Genomic DNA, 14,872 nt, shown 5'->3' with positions numbered 1-14,872 from the left:
CGGACGGGTCAGATCACTCGGAACAGGTCGGCGGCGGCGTGGACGTCGGTGAAGTCCTCGATGGACCTGAGGTTGTCGCACAGGGCCTCGAGGACCGAGCCGGCCTCCGCGACGCGCGGGGCGCCGATGCCCACGCCGAAGACCCGGAAGCCCAGCCGGCGCTTGGCGTCGTTCCAGCCGCGCATCCACTCCTCGGTGACGCCGCAGTCGTCGTCGGTGAGCATCACGATGTCGCCCCGGGTGCGGGCGGCGTCGTTGAACTCCTCCTCGAGCAGTTCGCCCGCCGCCGACAGCGGCCGCTGGTAGCTGGTGCCGCCGCCCAGGAAGGTCTCAGCGAAGTCGAGGGTGCGGGCGAGCGGGGCGGGCCGGTCGGCAGGGAAGCGGAAGACCTGGAGCTTGTCGGCGGCGGAGAACAGGATGCCGACGAAGTCGCGTCCCGCCTGGCGGGCCTGGTCGAGGAGCGCCAGCGCGCACGCCTTCGCCCACGCCTCGCGGGTGATGCCGCCGGGCCCCGCCTCGTACATGGAGTGCGAGGTGTCCACGCAGGCGATGACGGCGCCCCGGCCGGTGGCCTGTTCTCCCTGGCTGTCGTAGAGCATCAGCTCTCCGGCGGCGTAGCGCGCGGCGAACACCGCACGCAGTTCGGGCAGGCCGAGATTGGCCAGCTCGGAGGGGATGACGCGGGAGAGGTCGTCGCCGAGTGTGACCCCGATCAGTTCCCCGGTGGCGTTCTCCACCTTGCGGGCGCGCTCCCCCTCGGCCATCTGCCGGAAGCGGCCGATGAGTTCGGCCCACTGTGCGAGCCGGCCGGTGCGCAGCCGCTCGGCCAGCCGGGCGCGCTCGTCGAACGGCATCCGCTCCAGTTCGCCAAAACCGACGCCCCAGGCCCGCATCAGCGCCGCCTCCTCCCGCGCGGCAGCCGCCGACTTCGCCACCGCGCTCCGCGCGGCGGCCCGGATGCCGGGGAGCGCCACCGCGTGGGCCTGCCCGGCGTCCAGGGCGGCCCGCCTCGCGGCGGCCTCCGAGCTCTCGGCCGCCTGTTGTACGGCTTGTACGGCGTCGGCGGCCGGCCCGGGCACGGTGCCGTCCGCGTCGGCCTCGGCGGCGGCCCGCCGGAGCGCCTCGGCGACGGCGCTCGCCGCGTCCTCGGCGCTCTGCCGCGCCCGCTCCGCCCGCTCGTCCCGGTCCCGGGCGGGCCGGGACTCGTCCAGCATCCGGCGCAGCGCGGTGGCCTGGGCGAGCACGGCCATGGCGGCGGCGTACGGGTCGCCGACCGTCTCCCGGTGCAGCTCGGCGAACCGGGGGGAGTCCAGCAACGCGCCGACGATCCGGTGGTTGACCATGCGGGAGGGGTCCATCTCGGCGGGCTCGCGCAGCCGCGGGCCGGCCCGGTAGGCGGCCAGGAAGGCGTCGGTGAGGAGGTCGGCGATGTGTTCGTGGCGCTCGCCCAGTTCCCCGGCCAGGTCCCGCAGCGCGGCGGACTGCTCGTAGGTGTCCCGCCACGTGAGCCGGTCGAAGCGGTCCGCGACCACGGCCGCGGTGTGCCGTGCGGGTGCGGCGGCCGACAGCGCCAGCCACTTGGCGGCCCGGTTCGCCAGTTCGTCCAGCCGGTGCGGTCCCTGGTCCATGGTCCCGTCCGCCCCCGCGCTCAGAGCTGGGCCTGCACCGTGCTCGCGTCCACGCCCAGGGCCTCGGTGAGCACCCGGGCGCGGACGGCGCGCTGGCGGCCGGTGACCCGGTCGACGGCTGCGGTGGAGCGGCCGGCGCCCGCCGCCTCCTCGCGCAGCTTCTCCAGCCGCTTGCCCGCCATGGCGAGCTGGTTGTGGGCCTTCTTGATGACCCACTCGCTCAGCGCCTCGCGGGACTGTCCGGCCATCGCGTCGAGCTGGGTCTCCAGTTCGTCGATGGTGTCGGCGAGGTCGAGGGCCTCCTTGGCGTCCGGGTTGACCAGTTGCAGCACCTCGCGTTCGACGGTGGGGCGTTCGGCGGGGGAGTTCCACAGCACATGGGTCAGCACGGACAGATCGCTCTCGGCGACCGAGGGGCGCCCGTCGAGGTACGCCGACGCCTGGAGCAGGCCCACCGCCTGCCGCCAGCGGCGGTCGGAGGCGACCAGTTCCTTGCGGCGCAGGGCGGCCCGCAGCGTACACAGGGCGTCCACGATCGGGTCGGAGACCTCGACGGCGGGGACGGCCTCGGTCACGGCCTGCCGCAGCGCGGCCAGTGGCAGGGTGGTCCGCCGCGGTGCGGCCGGGCGGCTGACGGCGGAGCGGACCAGGGCGGCGAAGTTCGAGGGATCTTCCAGGTACTTGACCTCGATCCGCACCAGCAGCCGGTCGTAGATCGCGGCGGAGTCCTCGCCCTCGGGCAGCTCGTTGCTCGCCGTGATGGCACCGATGAGGGGGCAGCGGACGGGTTCACCGCCGCTCTCGGGGTGGTAGATCCGTTCGTTGAGGTACCCCAGCGTCTCGTTCAGCGCCGCCGTGGAGCACTTGAAGATCTCGTCGATGAACGCGACGTGCGCGGTCGTGGCGCGGCCGTCGTAGACCTGGCGGTACTCGCCGCGGGCGAGCGCGGCGACGTCGATGGGGCCGAACATCCGCGTCGGCGCCGTGAACTTGGACAGGAGGATCTCCCAGTAGGACGCGCCCTCGATCCTGCTCGTGAGTTCCCGGGCCATCTCGGACTTTGCCGTTCCCGGCGGGCCCAGCACCAGCGAGTGCTGACCGGCCAGCAGCGTTACCACCAGCGTCCGCACCACGTCGGCCCGCTCGTAGAAACGGTCCGACAACTCGTCGCCGATCGCCCGGAGCCGCGCGGCCGTGTCCTGCTCGGCCTGCGCCTCCTGCGCCTCCTGCGCCTCCTGCGGGTCCTGTGGGCCCATGGCCGACTCCTCCTGTGGCGTCCGGGTGGCGGGCAGAGCCGAGCCTATCCCGCACAGACGTCCGCCCTCCTCGGCCCGCCCCGACCGGCACCTCGGCCCACGGCGCGGTGGTGCCGTCGACCAGACTGTCCACCATGAACCACTTCTTCTCACGGCCGGCTCGCGCCGTGTCGGCCGTGGCCGCCTGTGTACTGGCGGCCTGCTGCCTCTCCGCGTGTTCCGAGGATGGGGACGGCGCTCCGGCGGCCCTACGCGTCAACCAGGTCGGATACGTGGCCGGAGAGAAGAAGTTCGCCTACGTCATGGGGGACCGGGACGAACTGGCCGACGCGGAGTTCGAGGTCCTGGACGAGCGGGGGAACACCGCCGGGCACGGCAGGGTCGGCCCCTCTCTCGGTGAGTGGAACAGCACCTACGGCGCCGTGCGCTCCATCGACCTCTCGTCGATCAGCCGCACCGGCACCTATCGGCTGCGCCTGGTGGGGGCGGACACCGGCCCGTCGGTCCGCTTCCGCGTGGCGACGGCCCGGCAGCTCCTGGATCCGCTGCGTGCGGACAGCGTGCACTTCTTCGCCACCCAGAGGGACGGCGAGGAAGTCCTGGCCGACGCGACCGGACGGGTGCCCTCGCACCTGACCGACGAACGGGCCCGCGTCTACGAGACCCCCGCCCCCGACTCCGACCCGGCGTTGTCCGAAGTGGGCGGCCCCGTGGACGTGTCGGGAGGGTGGTTCGACGCTGGCGACTTCCTGAAGTTCACGCACACGACGTCCTACGTGGTCGCACAGCTTCTGACCACCCTCCGCGACACACCTTCGGTGCCCGGGCTGCGGGACGAGGCCCGGCACGGTCTGCGCTGGCTGGACAGGATGTGGGACGCGGACACGGGCACGCTCTACGCCCAGGTCGGGCTCGGGTCCGGCGGCGAGAACGTCCGGGGCGATCACGACGTGTGGCGGCTGCCCGAGGAGGACGACCACCTCACCGTGCGGCCGGGGGACGCCGACTACCTGATCAAGTACCGGCCCGTCTTCCGCGTCAACGAACCGGGCGAGCCCATCAGCCCCAATCTCGCGGGCCGGGTGAGCGCGGCCTTCGCCCTCGCCGCGCAGGCCGAGGCCGAAGCGGACCCGGCGCGGGCCCGTGAGTGGCTGGACAAGGCGGCCGCCGTCTACGCGAGGGCGGACACCCGGCCGGACGAGGACGCCCTGGTCACCACCGTGCCCGCCGACTACTACCAGGAGGACTCCTGGCGCGACGACATGGAGTGGGCGGCCGTCGAACTCGCGCGCGGCGCCGACGCCCTGGGCGACTCACGCGGCTCGCGCTGGAGCGGCGAGGCAAGCACCTGGGCCCGCGCGGCCCTGCGGAACGAGCGGAGCGGCACCCTGGGCCCCGCCGACGTCAGCGCCCTGGCCCACGCCGACGTGCTCTCCTCGGCGGACCCCGGCGCCGGGCTCACGAGCGAACTCGAGGCGGAGCTGAGGCGGCAGGTGGAGACGGGACGGAAGCGGGCGGCCGGGGACCCCTTCCGGTCGGGCGTCATACCCAGCGACTTCGACGCGGTTTCGAACACCTTCGGCCTGCTCGCCACCGCCGAACTGTACGCCCGCGTCACGGGCGACCACCGGTACGACGACTTCGCCGCCCGGCAACTGGCCTGGGTCTTCGGGGCCAACGCCTGGGGCACCAGCTTCGTCGTGGGCGCGGGCGACCTCTATCCGCACTGTCTCCAGCACCAGGTCGCCAACCTGGCCATGAGCCACACCGGGCGTGGAGACATCCTGCGCGGAGCCGTCGTCAACGGGCCGAACGACGTGGACCTGCTGAAGGAAGCGGACACCTTCGACGGCGGACGCCCCTGCTCCTTCGCACCGGACGGCGGGTCGTGGTCGCGGTTCGACGGCCACGGCGCCGGCTACGTCGACGACGTCCGTTCCTGGCAGACGGTGGAACCGGCGGACGACTTCGCCTCCACGGCCCTGTACGCGCTCTCCCTCACCGCTGCGCGGCCCTGACCCGACGGAACCCGCGGGTGTCCGCGCCCCGGGGTGGTTCAGGAGCCGGTCGGCCAGGTGCGCAGGAGGGCGTCCAGCGCGGTGAGGATCTCCGTCCAGCTCTCCTGCGCATCGGGGGCACTGTGGCTGAAGCCCCCCGCGGTCTCCAGACCGACGTAGCCGCTGAAGACGCTGCCCAACAGCCTTACGGCGTGCGTCTGATGCGGCTCGGCCAGGTCGTATCCGCGCAGGATCGCCCGCGCCATCCGGGAATGCCGCACTCCGGCGCCGGCGGCCGCCGTCCGGTCGTCGAGGGGGAACTTGGTGGCGGCGAAGCGGCCCGGGTGCTGGAGGGCGTAGTCGCGGTAGGCGTTCGCGAACGCGGTCAGCGCGTCCTTGCCGGCTCGGCCGGCGACCGCCTCGGACACCCGGTCGGCCAGCTCTTCCAGGGCGAACAGCGCGATCCCGGTCTTGAGGTCGTGCGCGTTGTTCACGTGCGAGTACAGGCTCGCCGTCCTGACGCCGAACCGCCGGGCGAGTTCCGTCGGAGTGGTGTGCTCGAAGCCGATCTCGTCGGCCGTCTCGGCCCCCGCCTTGATCAGACCCTCGGTCGTCAGCCCTACCCGAGCCACACCCGTCCTCCGTATCGCTCTCCCAGCAGCCGTGCACGATTATGGGCTTGCCTAACATGATTAGGCAAACTGTGAGCCGCGGTTCAGTCGCGCGCCGCGGCGCGCAGGGACTCCCGGTACTCCCGTGCCGTGTCCATCAGGGCCTTGACCGCGTCCCTGGTGCGGACGAGGTCGGCGATGTGCTCGGTCAGCCGGTCGAGCTCCTGCGCCATGCGCTCCAGCGCGGCGTCGGAATTGTTCTCACTGGGCGCGTCGACGCACGGCAGCAGTTCCGCGATGGTGCGACTGGACAGCCCCGCCGCGTACAGCCGCTGGAGGAACCTGACCCGCTCGACCGCTTCCTGCGTGTACTGGCGCTGACCGCCGGCGCTGCGCGTGCTGGCCAGCAGCCCTTGGTCCTCGTAGTAGCGCATGGACCGGACGCTGACTCCGGTCCGCGACGCGAGCTCCCCGATGCGCATGCCGTACTCCCGACTGTGATCCGCGGCACAATTCCTTGCCTCTGACATCAATGTCAGGTTCTAGCGTAGCCGTCGTGCCCGAGATCCGGGCCCCGGACGACGAGGAGTCCTGACGTGACGTCTCTTTTCGACAGTTTCCCGCTCGGCGGTCTGACACTGCCCAACCGGACGGTGATGGCACCGATGTCGCGGGTCCGTGCCGCCGCGGGCGGTCTGGCCACGCCGTCGATGGCGACGTACTACGCCCAGCGGGCCACCGCCGGGCTGATCGTCTCCGAGGGCGTACAGCCGAGCCTGGTCGGGCAGTCCAATCCGGGTACGCCGGGACTGCACACCGACGAGCAGGTCACCGCGTGGCGCCCCGTCACCGCGGCCGTGCACGCCAACGGCGGACGGATCTTCGCCCAGATCATGCACGGCGGACGCGTCTCGCACCCCGACACCACGGGTACCAGGCCGGTCGGGCCCTCGGCCGTCCCCGCCGTCGGGGACGTGTTCACGCCGACCGGGCTCCAGCCCGCGCCGACCCCGCGAGCCCTGGAGACCGCGGAAGTGCCCGAGCATGCACTGTCGTACGCCCGGGCCGCCCGTCGCGCCGTCGACGCCGGCTTCGACGGCGTCGAGCTGCACGGCGCCAACGGCTACCTCATCTCGCAGTTCCTCTCCTCGAACGCGAACCTGCGCACCGACCTCTACGGCGGCTCGGTGGCCAACCGGATCCGCTTCGCAATCGAGGCCGTGTCCGCGACCGTCGAAGCCGTCGGCGCCGCCAGGACCGGCATCCGCCTCTCCCCGGCGGGCACGTTCTGGGGCGTCGAGGAGAGCGACGTGCCCGAGCTCTACGCCGAGCTGCTGACCGAGTTGTCGCGCCTCGACCTCGCCTACGTCCACGTCGAGGCCACCGCCGACGAGGACGTACTGGTCGGCCTGCGCCGCGCCTGGCCGGGCGCCCTCATCATGAACCCGGTGCTCCCGATGGGGCCGAAGCAGACCGGGCGGGAGGACGCCGATCACTGGCTCGGGCTCGGAGCGGACCTCATCAGCTTCGGCCGCGGCTTCATCGCCAACCCCGACCTGGTCGAGCGACTGCGCACGGGACTGCCCGTCGCGCCGGTGGACGAGGCCACGTACTACCAGGGCGGGGACGCCGGTTACCTGACCTACCCGGCGTACCAGCACACGGTCTGAGCGCGGTCGGTGGCCCGGCGGCCGGAGTCAGTCCGACTCCGGCTCCCCGTCCATCTCCCGCCGCCACAACCGGTGCTCCCGATCCGCCCACTCCCGTGACACCGACCCGCGCCACATGCCCTCGAGGGCGCCCGGGTCACGGGCGGCCCGCCAGATGTGACCGGCCACGACCACCCCGATCGCCAGGGCGAGCCAGTCGTGGACGAACGTCGCCCCCGTCCGGAGCGACAGCGACACGAGGTCCGGGAACCAGAGCAGGAGGCCGGTCCCCACCATGACGAGACCGGCACCCGCGGTCCAGGCCGCGTAGACCTTCTGACCCGCGTTGAACTTGCCCGAGGGGATCATTGACGTCCCCTGCCGTCTCAGGGCGGCCCTCAGCCAGCGCCGGTCGTGGGTGCCGAAGCGGTTGAGGCGTCCCAGGTCGAAGCGCAGCGCACGGGAGGCGAGGCCCAGCAGTACCGGCAGCGGGAGTGCGATCCCGGACCACTCGTGCACCGTGACCACCAGCCTGCGGCGGCCGACGAGTTCGGCGAGGGGCGAGATGTACAGGCAGGCCGCGGTGGCGATGCACACCCCGGCCAGGAGGGCGGTGGCCTGGTGGACCCAGCGCTCCGCGGGAGTGAAACGCGGGAATCCGGCGGGCCGGGGCGGGACCGTCCGCACGTCACGGTCAGACGGTGGGGGCATCGTCACGTCCGTTCGAGCGGCCCACCCACGCGTCCACGTCGTAGCCCAGGCGCTCCCAGTATCCGGGGTGCACGTCCTTGGTGACGGTGATGCCGGAAAGCCACTTGGCGGACTTGTAGAAGTACATGGGAGCGACGTAGAGCCGTACCGGTCCGCCGTGGGAGTGGCCGATCGGCTTGTCCTCCATGGCGGTGGCGACCAGCACGTCGGGCCGGCGGGCCTGCTCCATGGTGAGGCTCTCGGTGTACGTGCCGTCGAAGCAGGTGAACCGGACGGCGCCGCCGTCGGGTGACACTCCGGCGGCGTCGAGGATCGTGGACAGGCGCACGCCCGCGAACGGCGTTCGCGGCACCCGCCATCCGGTCACGCACTGCACGTCGCGGACGATCCGCTGCTGGGGGAGTGCCGCCAGGTCGGACAGCCGGTAGGTCTTCGGCTCGGCCACGAGTCCGTCGATCTTGAGGCGGTAGTCGGTCTCGTCCCGTTCGGGAACGGAGCCGGTGACGGAGTAGTACCGGAAGCGGTTGCCCGGCAGCAGGTCCGACAGGCCCGTCGGATCCTTCCGGGCGACGACGTCGAGGCCGCCGGAGACCAGGCGCTCCAGCGGAGCCCCGGTGACGACGCCCACGGCCCCGAGGCCGAGCATGCCCAGCAGTACGCGCCGTCCCACCGGAGCGCCACGGCGGTCCGCGCCGCGATCCGGTCGAGGTGCCGGCACCTCGGAATCAGAGTTGCTCATAGCTTGTCCACGCATCCCCGCGGTGGTGTGAATCACAGGGTAAGGGTTGACGGTCGGGCGAGGAAGTTCCGTATCCCTCCATGACGGCGGGGCCGGGAATGCGAGGATGAGCCGCCATGACTGCTGGGTGGTGCCTCCGCACGACAAGGGCCGCGGTGTTCGCGGCCGTCTGCGTGCTGCTCGCCACCGTGGGGCACGTCCTCATGTCGGGTACCTCGGTGGCCTGGTGGGCCCTCGTCGCCGCGGTGGCGGTGACCGGCGGTGCGGCGTGGTGTCTGGCCGGCCGGGAACGCGGGCTCCTGCTCGTCTCCGGCGCGATGGTGGCCGCGCAAGCGGCACTGCACCAGTGGTTCTCGTACGCGCAGGAGCTGTCGACGCCGGCCGCTTCGGCGATGTCGTCCATGCCCGCCATGGTCATGGGAGACACGGCGTCCATGGCGCACATGGGCCATGCCGTGCCCGCCATGGACGTCACATCCGCCATGGACTCCACGTTGGCCACGGGTTCCGTGTCGGCCGGTGGCCACACCATGGACGGCCTGTCCTCCACCGGCATGCTCGCCGCCCACCTCCTGGCCGCGCTGCTCTGCGGTCTGTGGCTGGCCTACGGCGAGCGCGCGGCCTTCCGCGTCCTGCGGACCGTCGCCGGACGACTGGCCGCGCCGCTGCGGCTGATCCTCACACTCCCCGCGCCGCCGGACCGCCCGCGCGTCCTCGCCCGGCGTGGCCGTGCCGCCCGCCGGCCGCGTCGGCTGTTCCTCGTGTACGCGATCACTTACCGGGGCCCGCCCGCGGAGACCGCTGTCGCCTGAGACAGCCGGTTTCCCGACGCCGGGCCAGGCGTTCCCTGCCGACCGGCTCGGGCAACGGGCGTACGCCGTCGTCACGCGTGCGTACGTCCGCCATTCCTAGGCCCTCACCGGACCCCGCGAGCTTCGTGCTGCATGCCGTACGGCGCGTGCCGTACAGCGCGATCCGCACGCGCACGGGTGCGTCGCATGCGCACGGTGCGTCGCATGCGTGATGTCCGGACTCACGAGAAGGACAGCATGTGATCGGTCCTGCCCCCTCCACGGACGACTCGGCGACGACGTGGGCGCTGGCCGCCCGCGGTGGTGACCCGGAGGCCGTCGAGAGCTTCGTCCGCGCACTCCACCGGGACGTCCGCCGCTTCGTCACGCACCTGAGCGCGGACCCTCAGTCGGCCGACGACCTGGCTCAGGACACGTTCCTGCGGGCCCTCGGCAGCCTGCACCGTTTCGAGGGCCGCTCCTCCGCCCGCACCTGGCTGTTGGCCATCGCCCGCCGCGCGGTGATCGACAGCTACCGGCACGCCTCCGCCCGGCCCCGGCTCCTCGGCACCGACGACTGGGAGGCCGCCGCCGAGGGCGCCAGGGAGCCCGGTCTGCCGGGCTTCGACGACGGCGTCGCGCTCACCGAACTGCTCGACGCGCTGCCCGACGACCGCCGTGACGCGTTCGTCCTCACCCAACTCGTCGGACTGCCCTACGCCGAAGCGGCCGAGCTGATCGGCTGTCCGGTCGGTACGGTCCGCTCGCGCGTCGCCCGGGCCCGGGCCGCCCTGATCCAGTCCCTGCGTGACGCCGAGTACCCGGATCGGGCGATCAGTGCTCCCACGCTGTGCCGTTAGCATGTTCGAACTCGTGACGATCCGTACGAGCGACCTATTTGTCCGACCCTAGCAAGCAGGCCCAAACAGTTGAAATCCATACCAACACGAATATCCTCGCGAGGAGACCGCGGTTCCCTGTTCGCCGCCCTGCGCCGGCCCCGGGCCGTGCTGTGGACCGCGGCGGGTGTGGTGACCCTCGGTTTCCTCATCGCGCTGGAATTCGCCGCGCGCCACTACGGCGTGCGGGGCCCGATCACCAATCAGGCGCGAGAGGTGGTCTTCGCCCCCGACTCGGGGCCGCTGCTGTACGCCGGCCTCGCCCTGACGATGGTGGTGCTGACCTGGCGGCAGCGGTTCGTCGCGGCCGGTGCGGCGATCGGCATCGACGTCGTCTTCTGGCTGGTGCGCTGGGTGGCCGGCGCCGACATGAACTTCGGCAACGGCGCGCTGTGGGTGGTTCTGGGCTGTGCGGTCGTCGCCGTGACGCGCCGCAGGGGCGGCGAGCGCACCCTGTTGCTCAAGGGCGTCGGGCTGGGCCTGCTGCTGGTGGCCGGACACAAGACGGGCGACACCTGGCTGCTCATCACGTCGGAGACCCGCAAGGCGGTGCTCGACCCCTACGTGGCCACCGCCGACCAGGCACTGGGCAACCCCTCGTGGCTGGTCGGCCGGTTCGTCGAGGCCACCGAACCGGTCGGCGACCACGTCCTCCACCTCGTCTACGGTCAGCTCCCCCTGGCCGCGGCACTCGTAGGGCTGTACCAACTGCGTCATGTCGCCGCCGAGCGACGTTTCCCGAGCCACCACCTCGTACGCACCTTCCTCGCCATCGGCCTGCTCGGGCCCGCCATCTACATGATCTTCCCGGTCGTCGGACCGGTCTTCGCCTACGGCGCCGACGGCGGACAGTGGGCGGTGGCCAACCTGTGGCCGCACACGCTGCCGCAGACCGGCGGCGCCCCGCACTCGATGCCGTTCGACGAGATCACGCCGCGCAACTGCATGCCCAGCCTGCACACGGCGTGGGCCACCACGCTCTTCGTCCACTCCCGCAGGGGTTCACGGGGCATCCGGTTCGCGGGCACGTTCTGGCTGGTCGCCACCCTCACCGCGACACTCGGCTTCGGCTACCACTACGGCGCCGACCTCATCGCGGGCGTGGTGTTCGCGCTCACGGTCGAGACCGCGATGCGCTCGTTCGCGCGGGGCTGGGACCGCGCGGGCATCCGGCTGGTCGCCTACGGCACGACGGTGTTCGCCGTGCTGCTGGTGTCGTACCGCTACCTGCCCGTGGAGATGGCCGAGCACCCGTGGGCCGCCGGACCGCTGCTCGTCCTGGCGATGGCCTCCGTGATCCTCGGTTACGTACGGACCACCGGGCCCCGGGAGCCGGTTGCCGCGCCGACGCGGCAACCGGAACCGCCGCAGCCCGCGGAACAGCAGCCCGAACTGGTCTGACCGGCCTGCCACCCCGGCAGTTCCCGGGTCGGGCTGCTGGAAGCCACGCGGCGGTGAGGGCCGGTTCGCCACGAGTCCCACGAACTGGCGGCCCGCCGATGTCAGCCGCTGTTGTCGCTCGGCGTCCCGGTGCGCACCGGGGCCACGGGGCGCATCAGCGCGAGGTCCTCGCCCCAGGCGTCCAGCGTCGCCGCATGACCCGCCTCGCGCGCCACGGCCTCGACCCGGCCGAACAGCTCTCGCCGCACGTCCACGTCACCGGCCTCGGTGATCCGTCCGAGCGTGGCCAGCAGCTCGCGTGCGTCCCAGCCCGGGAGCGGGAACCGGTCCAGTTCCCACGCCAGGTACTTGTTGTAGGGGCGTGGACGACGGTCGAGGGCGAACAACAGCTCCAGCCAGCGGATGCCCGTCCCGGGTGTTCTTGAGTGACCGGTAGTGCGCGTTGGCGTAGGCGTCCAGCCGGGCCGCCGCCACCCGCGCGGCCTCGGTGACGCCGAGCCGTCCTCTGACGGCCACCATCTCCGCGATGCGACCGTCGAGCCGGTCGAACTCCGTCACCGTGACGACGAGGTCCAAGCGGGCGGAGCGGAAGCCGTCGAGGTCGGCGAGGCCGGTCTCGGCCCCGTCGGCGAGCACGACGTACACGTCGTGGTCCGAGTGCCGGGTGGCCATGCCGTCGTGGGCGTGGGACCCCTTGAGGACGAGGCCGACGAACGCCTCATAAGTCATCTGGTGCCGTGCGGACACGAGACATGCCGAGCCACCTCGATGTCCGGTCGACAGGAGGGCGGTCACTTCGTCCGCGGCGGCCGAGGCCACCGCCCCGCAGATCAACGCACGGTCCGCACGCTACCAGCCGGTGCCGGTGGCCGGTGACGCATTCGACCGCGGATGTGACACGAGGTCGCGGGCACGTGGGATGCATGACAGATGTCATGCGGACCGGTGGCAGACGGCACTCCTCGAGCCCCCGCATCCGCGCCAGCCTGGAAGAAGAGCCGCCGGCCCGAATCCAAGGAGAGATCCCATGCGTCTGACGCTGCCTCAGAAGCTGTACCTGCTCTGCTACACCGTGGACCAGGAGAAGTTCAAGGCCGTCGACCTCCAGGGCCGCGGTCAGTTGCTGCGCGCCGGTGCGCTGGCCGAGCTGGCCTTCGCCGGGCTGCTCGGCGCGGAGGGCGGGAAGGTGCGGCGGCGGACCGGCGAGCCGCCGGCCGACTCCTTCGCCGGCGAGGTGTGGCGCGACCTTCCCGCGGAGCGACCGAAGGGATGGCTCCGGTTCCTGCACAACAAGGCGCACACCGCCGAAGGCGCCGTCCGCGGCCAACTCGTCGCGGCGGGTGCGATCACGCCGCCGGAGAAGCGCAGCCTGTCCCCGCTCTCCTCCCACCACGTCAGCGTCGCGGACCCCGGTCAGGTGCTCGAACTCCAGGCGAGGGCACGCGACGCCGTACTGACCGGCCGCGCACCCGCCGAGATCCCGACGGAGGTGTCGACCATGACCGTGCTCGCCGTCGAGTGCGAGGTCAGCACCGTGTTCACGGGCAAGGAGCGCCGGGCTCACAAGCAGTCGCTGAAGGCGCTCGCCGCACACTTCGACGAGCTGGTCCCGGGACTGCGCCGGGCCCTGCGCGACTCGTTCCTGTCCAGCCGTGGCGTCGGGGGCGGCTGGGGCTCATGAACACCCGTGAACACCCCGCCCCATGCCTACCCCCCGGCCACGGAGGCACCTGTGCAACGCCAGCACGCGGCCCTCCGGGGTGAGCGCTCGCCCGGCGGCTCAGGCCGTCGACGCCAGTGCGGTCGTACGCCCGCCCAGCGCCGCCGAGAACTGGTCCGTGACCTGGGCCAGCGCCCCGGCGGCCGAGGGCGTGACGACCGTCGCCCCGCTGTCGTCGACGGTGATGTCCTTGTCCAGCGTGAACCAGCCGGGGACGACGTGCAGCGCCCCCATCGAGCTGAGCACCGGGCGCAGCGCGTAGTCGATCGCCAGGACATGGGCTGTACTGCCCCCGGTGGCCAGCGGGAAGACCGTCTTGCCGGCCAGGGCGTACTGCGGGAGCAGGTCGAGCAGCGACTTGAGCAGCCCCGAGTAGGCGGCCTTGTACACCGGGGTGCCGATCACCACCCCGTCCGCCCGCTCGAACAGGGCGGCGGCGTCGGTGATCGCCGGGTGCCGGAAGTCGGCGCCCAGCAGCGCCTGCGCGGGCAGGGTGCGTACGTCGAGGGGTGTGACGTCGTGGCCGTGCAGGCGCAGCCGGTCATCCAGATGGCGCAGGAGACGCGCGGTGCGTGAGGTGGGGGAGGGGCTTCCGGAAACGGACAGGATGGCGGCCATGTGGGCACCCTTTCGCGGTCGGGGTTCAAGCGGGACGGCCGAAGCGGGCACGTCGGTTGGCGGTCCCCGGTCTCACCAGGCGCTCGTCTCCACGGCGACCGCCGGGACCAGGTCGTCGCGCAGGGTCTCCAGGAACGTCACGATCTCCGCGGCCACCGAGCGGTGCTGCACGTCGTTGAGGACGTCGTGATGAGCGCCCCGGACCACCGACAGACGGGCCAGGGGCAGGGACTTGGCCGCGTGGACGAGAGCGTCCCGGTCCGTGAGCGGGTCCGCCTCGCCGGCCAGGAACAGCACGGGGACGGCGAGTTCGGCGTCGTAGGCGGCCGTGAGCAGCGCGTCCGGGAGCGGCTCGCCCAGCGAACCCCGCCGCACCTCGGTGTCGTTGCTGAGCGTGCCCCGGTGCGTGGGGCAGAAGGTGCGTACGTCGAGTTCCTCGTCCCAGGTGTCGACGCCGGGCGCCGCACGGCCCGGCAGTCCGGCGAGGACGACGGCGTCGGGCCGCCGGCCGCCGGGGAGCCGCCCCGCCCGCCCGAGGTGTGCGGCGAGCACGGCGGCACCGGCGTCGGCGCCCAGCAGGACGACGGGCTCCGCGACCCCGTCGGGACCGGCGGCGCCGTCCACCGCCTCCGTCAGCAGGGCGCCGAAGCGGGTGAGCGCGGCCCCCGGGTCGTCGGTGCCCGGGGCGGTGAGGTCGGGCGCGTCGACGACGCGGACGCGGTACGCGTCGGCCGCGAGGCGGGCCGCCAGCCGTCCGTAGGTGGCCCGGGTCTCGCCGCGGCCGGGCACCACGACGATCGTGCCGCGGGTGCGCAGGCCCTCGGGGGCGTGGTGGTCGGTGTGGTCGCTCAT

The 14,872-nt window shown here is 72.5% G+C and carries 14 protein-coding genes and 1 pseudogene; 6 read left to right on the top strand and 9 right to left on the bottom strand.

From position 1 onward, the window contains the following. Window positions 1–8: 8 nt before the first annotated feature. On the bottom strand, window positions 9–1,628 hold the full coding sequence (locus tag KUM40_RS28400) for a VWA domain-containing protein (protein ID WP_217169043.1): 1,620 nt from the start codon (window positions 1,626–1,628) through the stop codon (window positions 9–11). A 20-nt stretch (window positions 1,629–1,648) separates the two neighbouring features. Beyond that, window positions 1,649–2,884, bottom strand: coding sequence for an AAA family ATPase (locus tag KUM40_RS28395; protein WP_217169042.1), 1,236 nt, complete (start codon window positions 2,882–2,884; stop codon window positions 1,649–1,651). Between the two features lie 134 nt (window positions 2,885–3,018). On the opposite strand from KUM40_RS28395, the gene KUM40_RS28390 reads away from it, so the two are divergent. Further along, window positions 3,019–4,902, top strand: a complete 1,884-nt coding sequence (locus KUM40_RS28390; protein WP_217169041.1) for a glycoside hydrolase family 9 protein — start codon at window positions 3,019–3,021, stop codon at window positions 4,900–4,902. Between the two features lie 38 nt (window positions 4,903–4,940). Here KUM40_RS28390 and KUM40_RS28385 read toward each other — a convergent pair whose 3' ends face one another. Both KUM40_RS28385 and KUM40_RS28380 read right to left on the bottom strand, forming a co-directional pair. Further along, window positions 4,941–5,513: a TetR/AcrR family transcriptional regulator gene (locus tag KUM40_RS28385; RefSeq protein ID WP_217169040.1), complete on the bottom strand. Its 573-nt coding sequence runs from the start codon at window positions 5,511–5,513 to the stop codon at window positions 4,941–4,943. A gap of 83 nt (window positions 5,514–5,596) precedes the next feature. Further along, entirely contained in the window at window positions 5,597–5,974 is a 378-nt protein-coding gene (locus tag KUM40_RS28380) for a MerR family transcriptional regulator (RefSeq protein ID WP_217169039.1), read from the bottom strand. 114 nt (window positions 5,975–6,088) lie between these two features. On the opposite strand from KUM40_RS28380, the gene KUM40_RS28375 reads away from it, so the two are divergent. Beyond that, complete coding sequence (locus KUM40_RS28375; protein ID WP_217169038.1) at window positions 6,089–7,162, top strand: alkene reductase; 1,074 nt, start codon at window positions 6,089–6,091, stop codon at window positions 7,160–7,162. A gap of 27 nt (window positions 7,163–7,189) precedes the next feature. Here the strand turns inward: KUM40_RS28375 and KUM40_RS28370 are convergent, their stop codons facing one another. Both KUM40_RS28370 and KUM40_RS28365 read right to left on the bottom strand, forming a co-directional pair. Beyond that, a complete protein-coding gene (locus tag KUM40_RS28370) occupies window positions 7,190–7,852 on the bottom strand; it encodes a cytochrome b/b6 domain-containing protein (protein ID WP_217169037.1) in 663 nt (220 codons plus the stop codon). Further along, entirely contained in the window at window positions 7,836–8,591 is a 756-nt protein-coding gene (locus KUM40_RS28365; protein ID WP_217169036.1) for a molybdopterin-dependent oxidoreductase, read from the bottom strand. Before KUM40_RS28365 ends, KUM40_RS28370 begins: the two co-directional genes overlap by 17 nt. 116 nt (window positions 8,592–8,707) lie before the next feature. On the opposite strand from KUM40_RS28365, the gene KUM40_RS28360 reads away from it, so the two are divergent. The 3 genes from KUM40_RS28360 to KUM40_RS28350 all read left to right on the top strand — a co-directional run bounded on the left by KUM40_RS28360 (window position 8,708) and on the right by KUM40_RS28350 (window position 11,682). Next, window positions 8,708–9,403: a hypothetical protein gene (locus KUM40_RS28360; RefSeq protein WP_217169035.1), complete on the top strand. Its 696-nt coding sequence runs from the start codon at window positions 8,708–8,710 to the stop codon at window positions 9,401–9,403. A gap of 239 nt (window positions 9,404–9,642) precedes the next feature. Beyond that, complete coding sequence (locus tag KUM40_RS28355) at window positions 9,643–10,242, top strand: sigma-70 family RNA polymerase sigma factor (protein ID WP_217169034.1); 600 nt, start codon at window positions 9,643–9,645, stop codon at window positions 10,240–10,242. A gap of 147 nt (window positions 10,243–10,389) precedes the next feature. Further along, complete coding sequence (locus KUM40_RS28350) at window positions 10,390–11,682, top strand: phosphatase PAP2 family protein (protein ID WP_308401278.1); 1,293 nt, start codon at window positions 10,390–10,392, stop codon at window positions 11,680–11,682. A gap of 101 nt (window positions 11,683–11,783) precedes the next feature. On the opposite strand, the pseudogene KUM40_RS28345 reads toward KUM40_RS28350, so the two are convergent. Further along, a pseudogene (locus KUM40_RS28345) lies at window positions 11,784–12,429 on the bottom strand (hypothetical protein). Between the two features lie 280 nt (window positions 12,430–12,709). On the opposite strand from KUM40_RS28345, the gene KUM40_RS28340 reads away from it, so the two are divergent. Then, window positions 12,710–13,363 carry a GPP34 family phosphoprotein gene (locus tag KUM40_RS28340; protein WP_217169032.1) on the top strand — a complete coding sequence of 218 codons (654 nt, stop codon included), beginning with the start codon at window positions 12,710–12,712 and terminating at the stop codon, window positions 13,361–13,363. A gap of 99 nt (window positions 13,364–13,462) precedes the next feature. Here the strand turns inward: KUM40_RS28340 and ssuE are convergent, their stop codons facing one another. Next, on the bottom strand, window positions 13,463–14,020 hold the full coding sequence (ssuE, locus tag KUM40_RS28335; RefSeq protein ID WP_217169031.1) for an NADPH-dependent FMN reductase: 558 nt from the start codon (window positions 14,018–14,020) through the stop codon (window positions 13,463–13,465). Between the two features lie 72 nt (window positions 14,021–14,092). Continuing rightward, window positions 14,093–14,872 carry an alpha/beta hydrolase gene (locus KUM40_RS28330; RefSeq protein ID WP_217169030.1) on the bottom strand — a complete coding sequence of 260 codons (780 nt, stop codon included), beginning with the start codon at window positions 14,870–14,872 and terminating at the stop codon, window positions 14,093–14,095.

The organism is Streptomyces sp. AC512_CC834, from assembly GCF_019049325.1.
GTDB lineage: Bacteria > Actinomycetota > Actinomycetes > Streptomycetales > Streptomycetaceae > Streptomyces.
The sequence above is the reverse complement of the archived record's forward strand: the minus strand, read 5'-3'. Positions and strand labels throughout refer to the sequence as shown.

Coding starts and splice junctions, on each gene's coding strand:
- KUM40_RS28365 (WP_217169036.1), bottom strand. CDS start 8,591: ATGAGCAACTCTGATTCCGAGGTGCCGGCACCTCGACCGGATCGCGGC.
- KUM40_RS28370 (WP_217169037.1), bottom strand. CDS start 7,852: ATGCCCCCACCGTCTGACCGTGACGTGCGGACGGTCCCGCCCCGGCCC.
- KUM40_RS28380 (WP_217169039.1), bottom strand. CDS start 5,974: ATGCGCATCGGGGAGCTCGCGTCGCGGACCGGAGTCAGCGTCCGGTCC.
- ssuE (WP_217169031.1), bottom strand. CDS start 14,020: ATGGCCGCCATCCTGTCCGTTTCCGGAAGCCCCTCCCCCACCTCACGC.
- KUM40_RS28330 (WP_217169030.1), bottom strand. CDS start 14,872: ATGAGCGACCACACCGACCACCACGCCCCCGAGGGCCTGCGCACCCGC.
- KUM40_RS28360 (WP_217169035.1), top strand. CDS start 8,708: ATGACTGCTGGGTGGTGCCTCCGCACGACAAGGGCCGCGGTGTTCGCG.
- KUM40_RS28340 (WP_217169032.1), top strand. CDS start 12,710: ATGCGTCTGACGCTGCCTCAGAAGCTGTACCTGCTCTGCTACACCGTG.
- KUM40_RS28395 (WP_217169042.1), bottom strand. CDS start 2,884: ATGGGCCCACAGGACCCGCAGGAGGCGCAGGAGGCGCAGGAGGCGCAG.
- KUM40_RS28390 (WP_217169041.1), top strand. CDS start 3,019: ATGAACCACTTCTTCTCACGGCCGGCTCGCGCCGTGTCGGCCGTGGCC.
- KUM40_RS28400 (WP_217169043.1), bottom strand. CDS start 1,628: ATGGACCAGGGACCGCACCGGCTGGACGAACTGGCGAACCGGGCCGCC.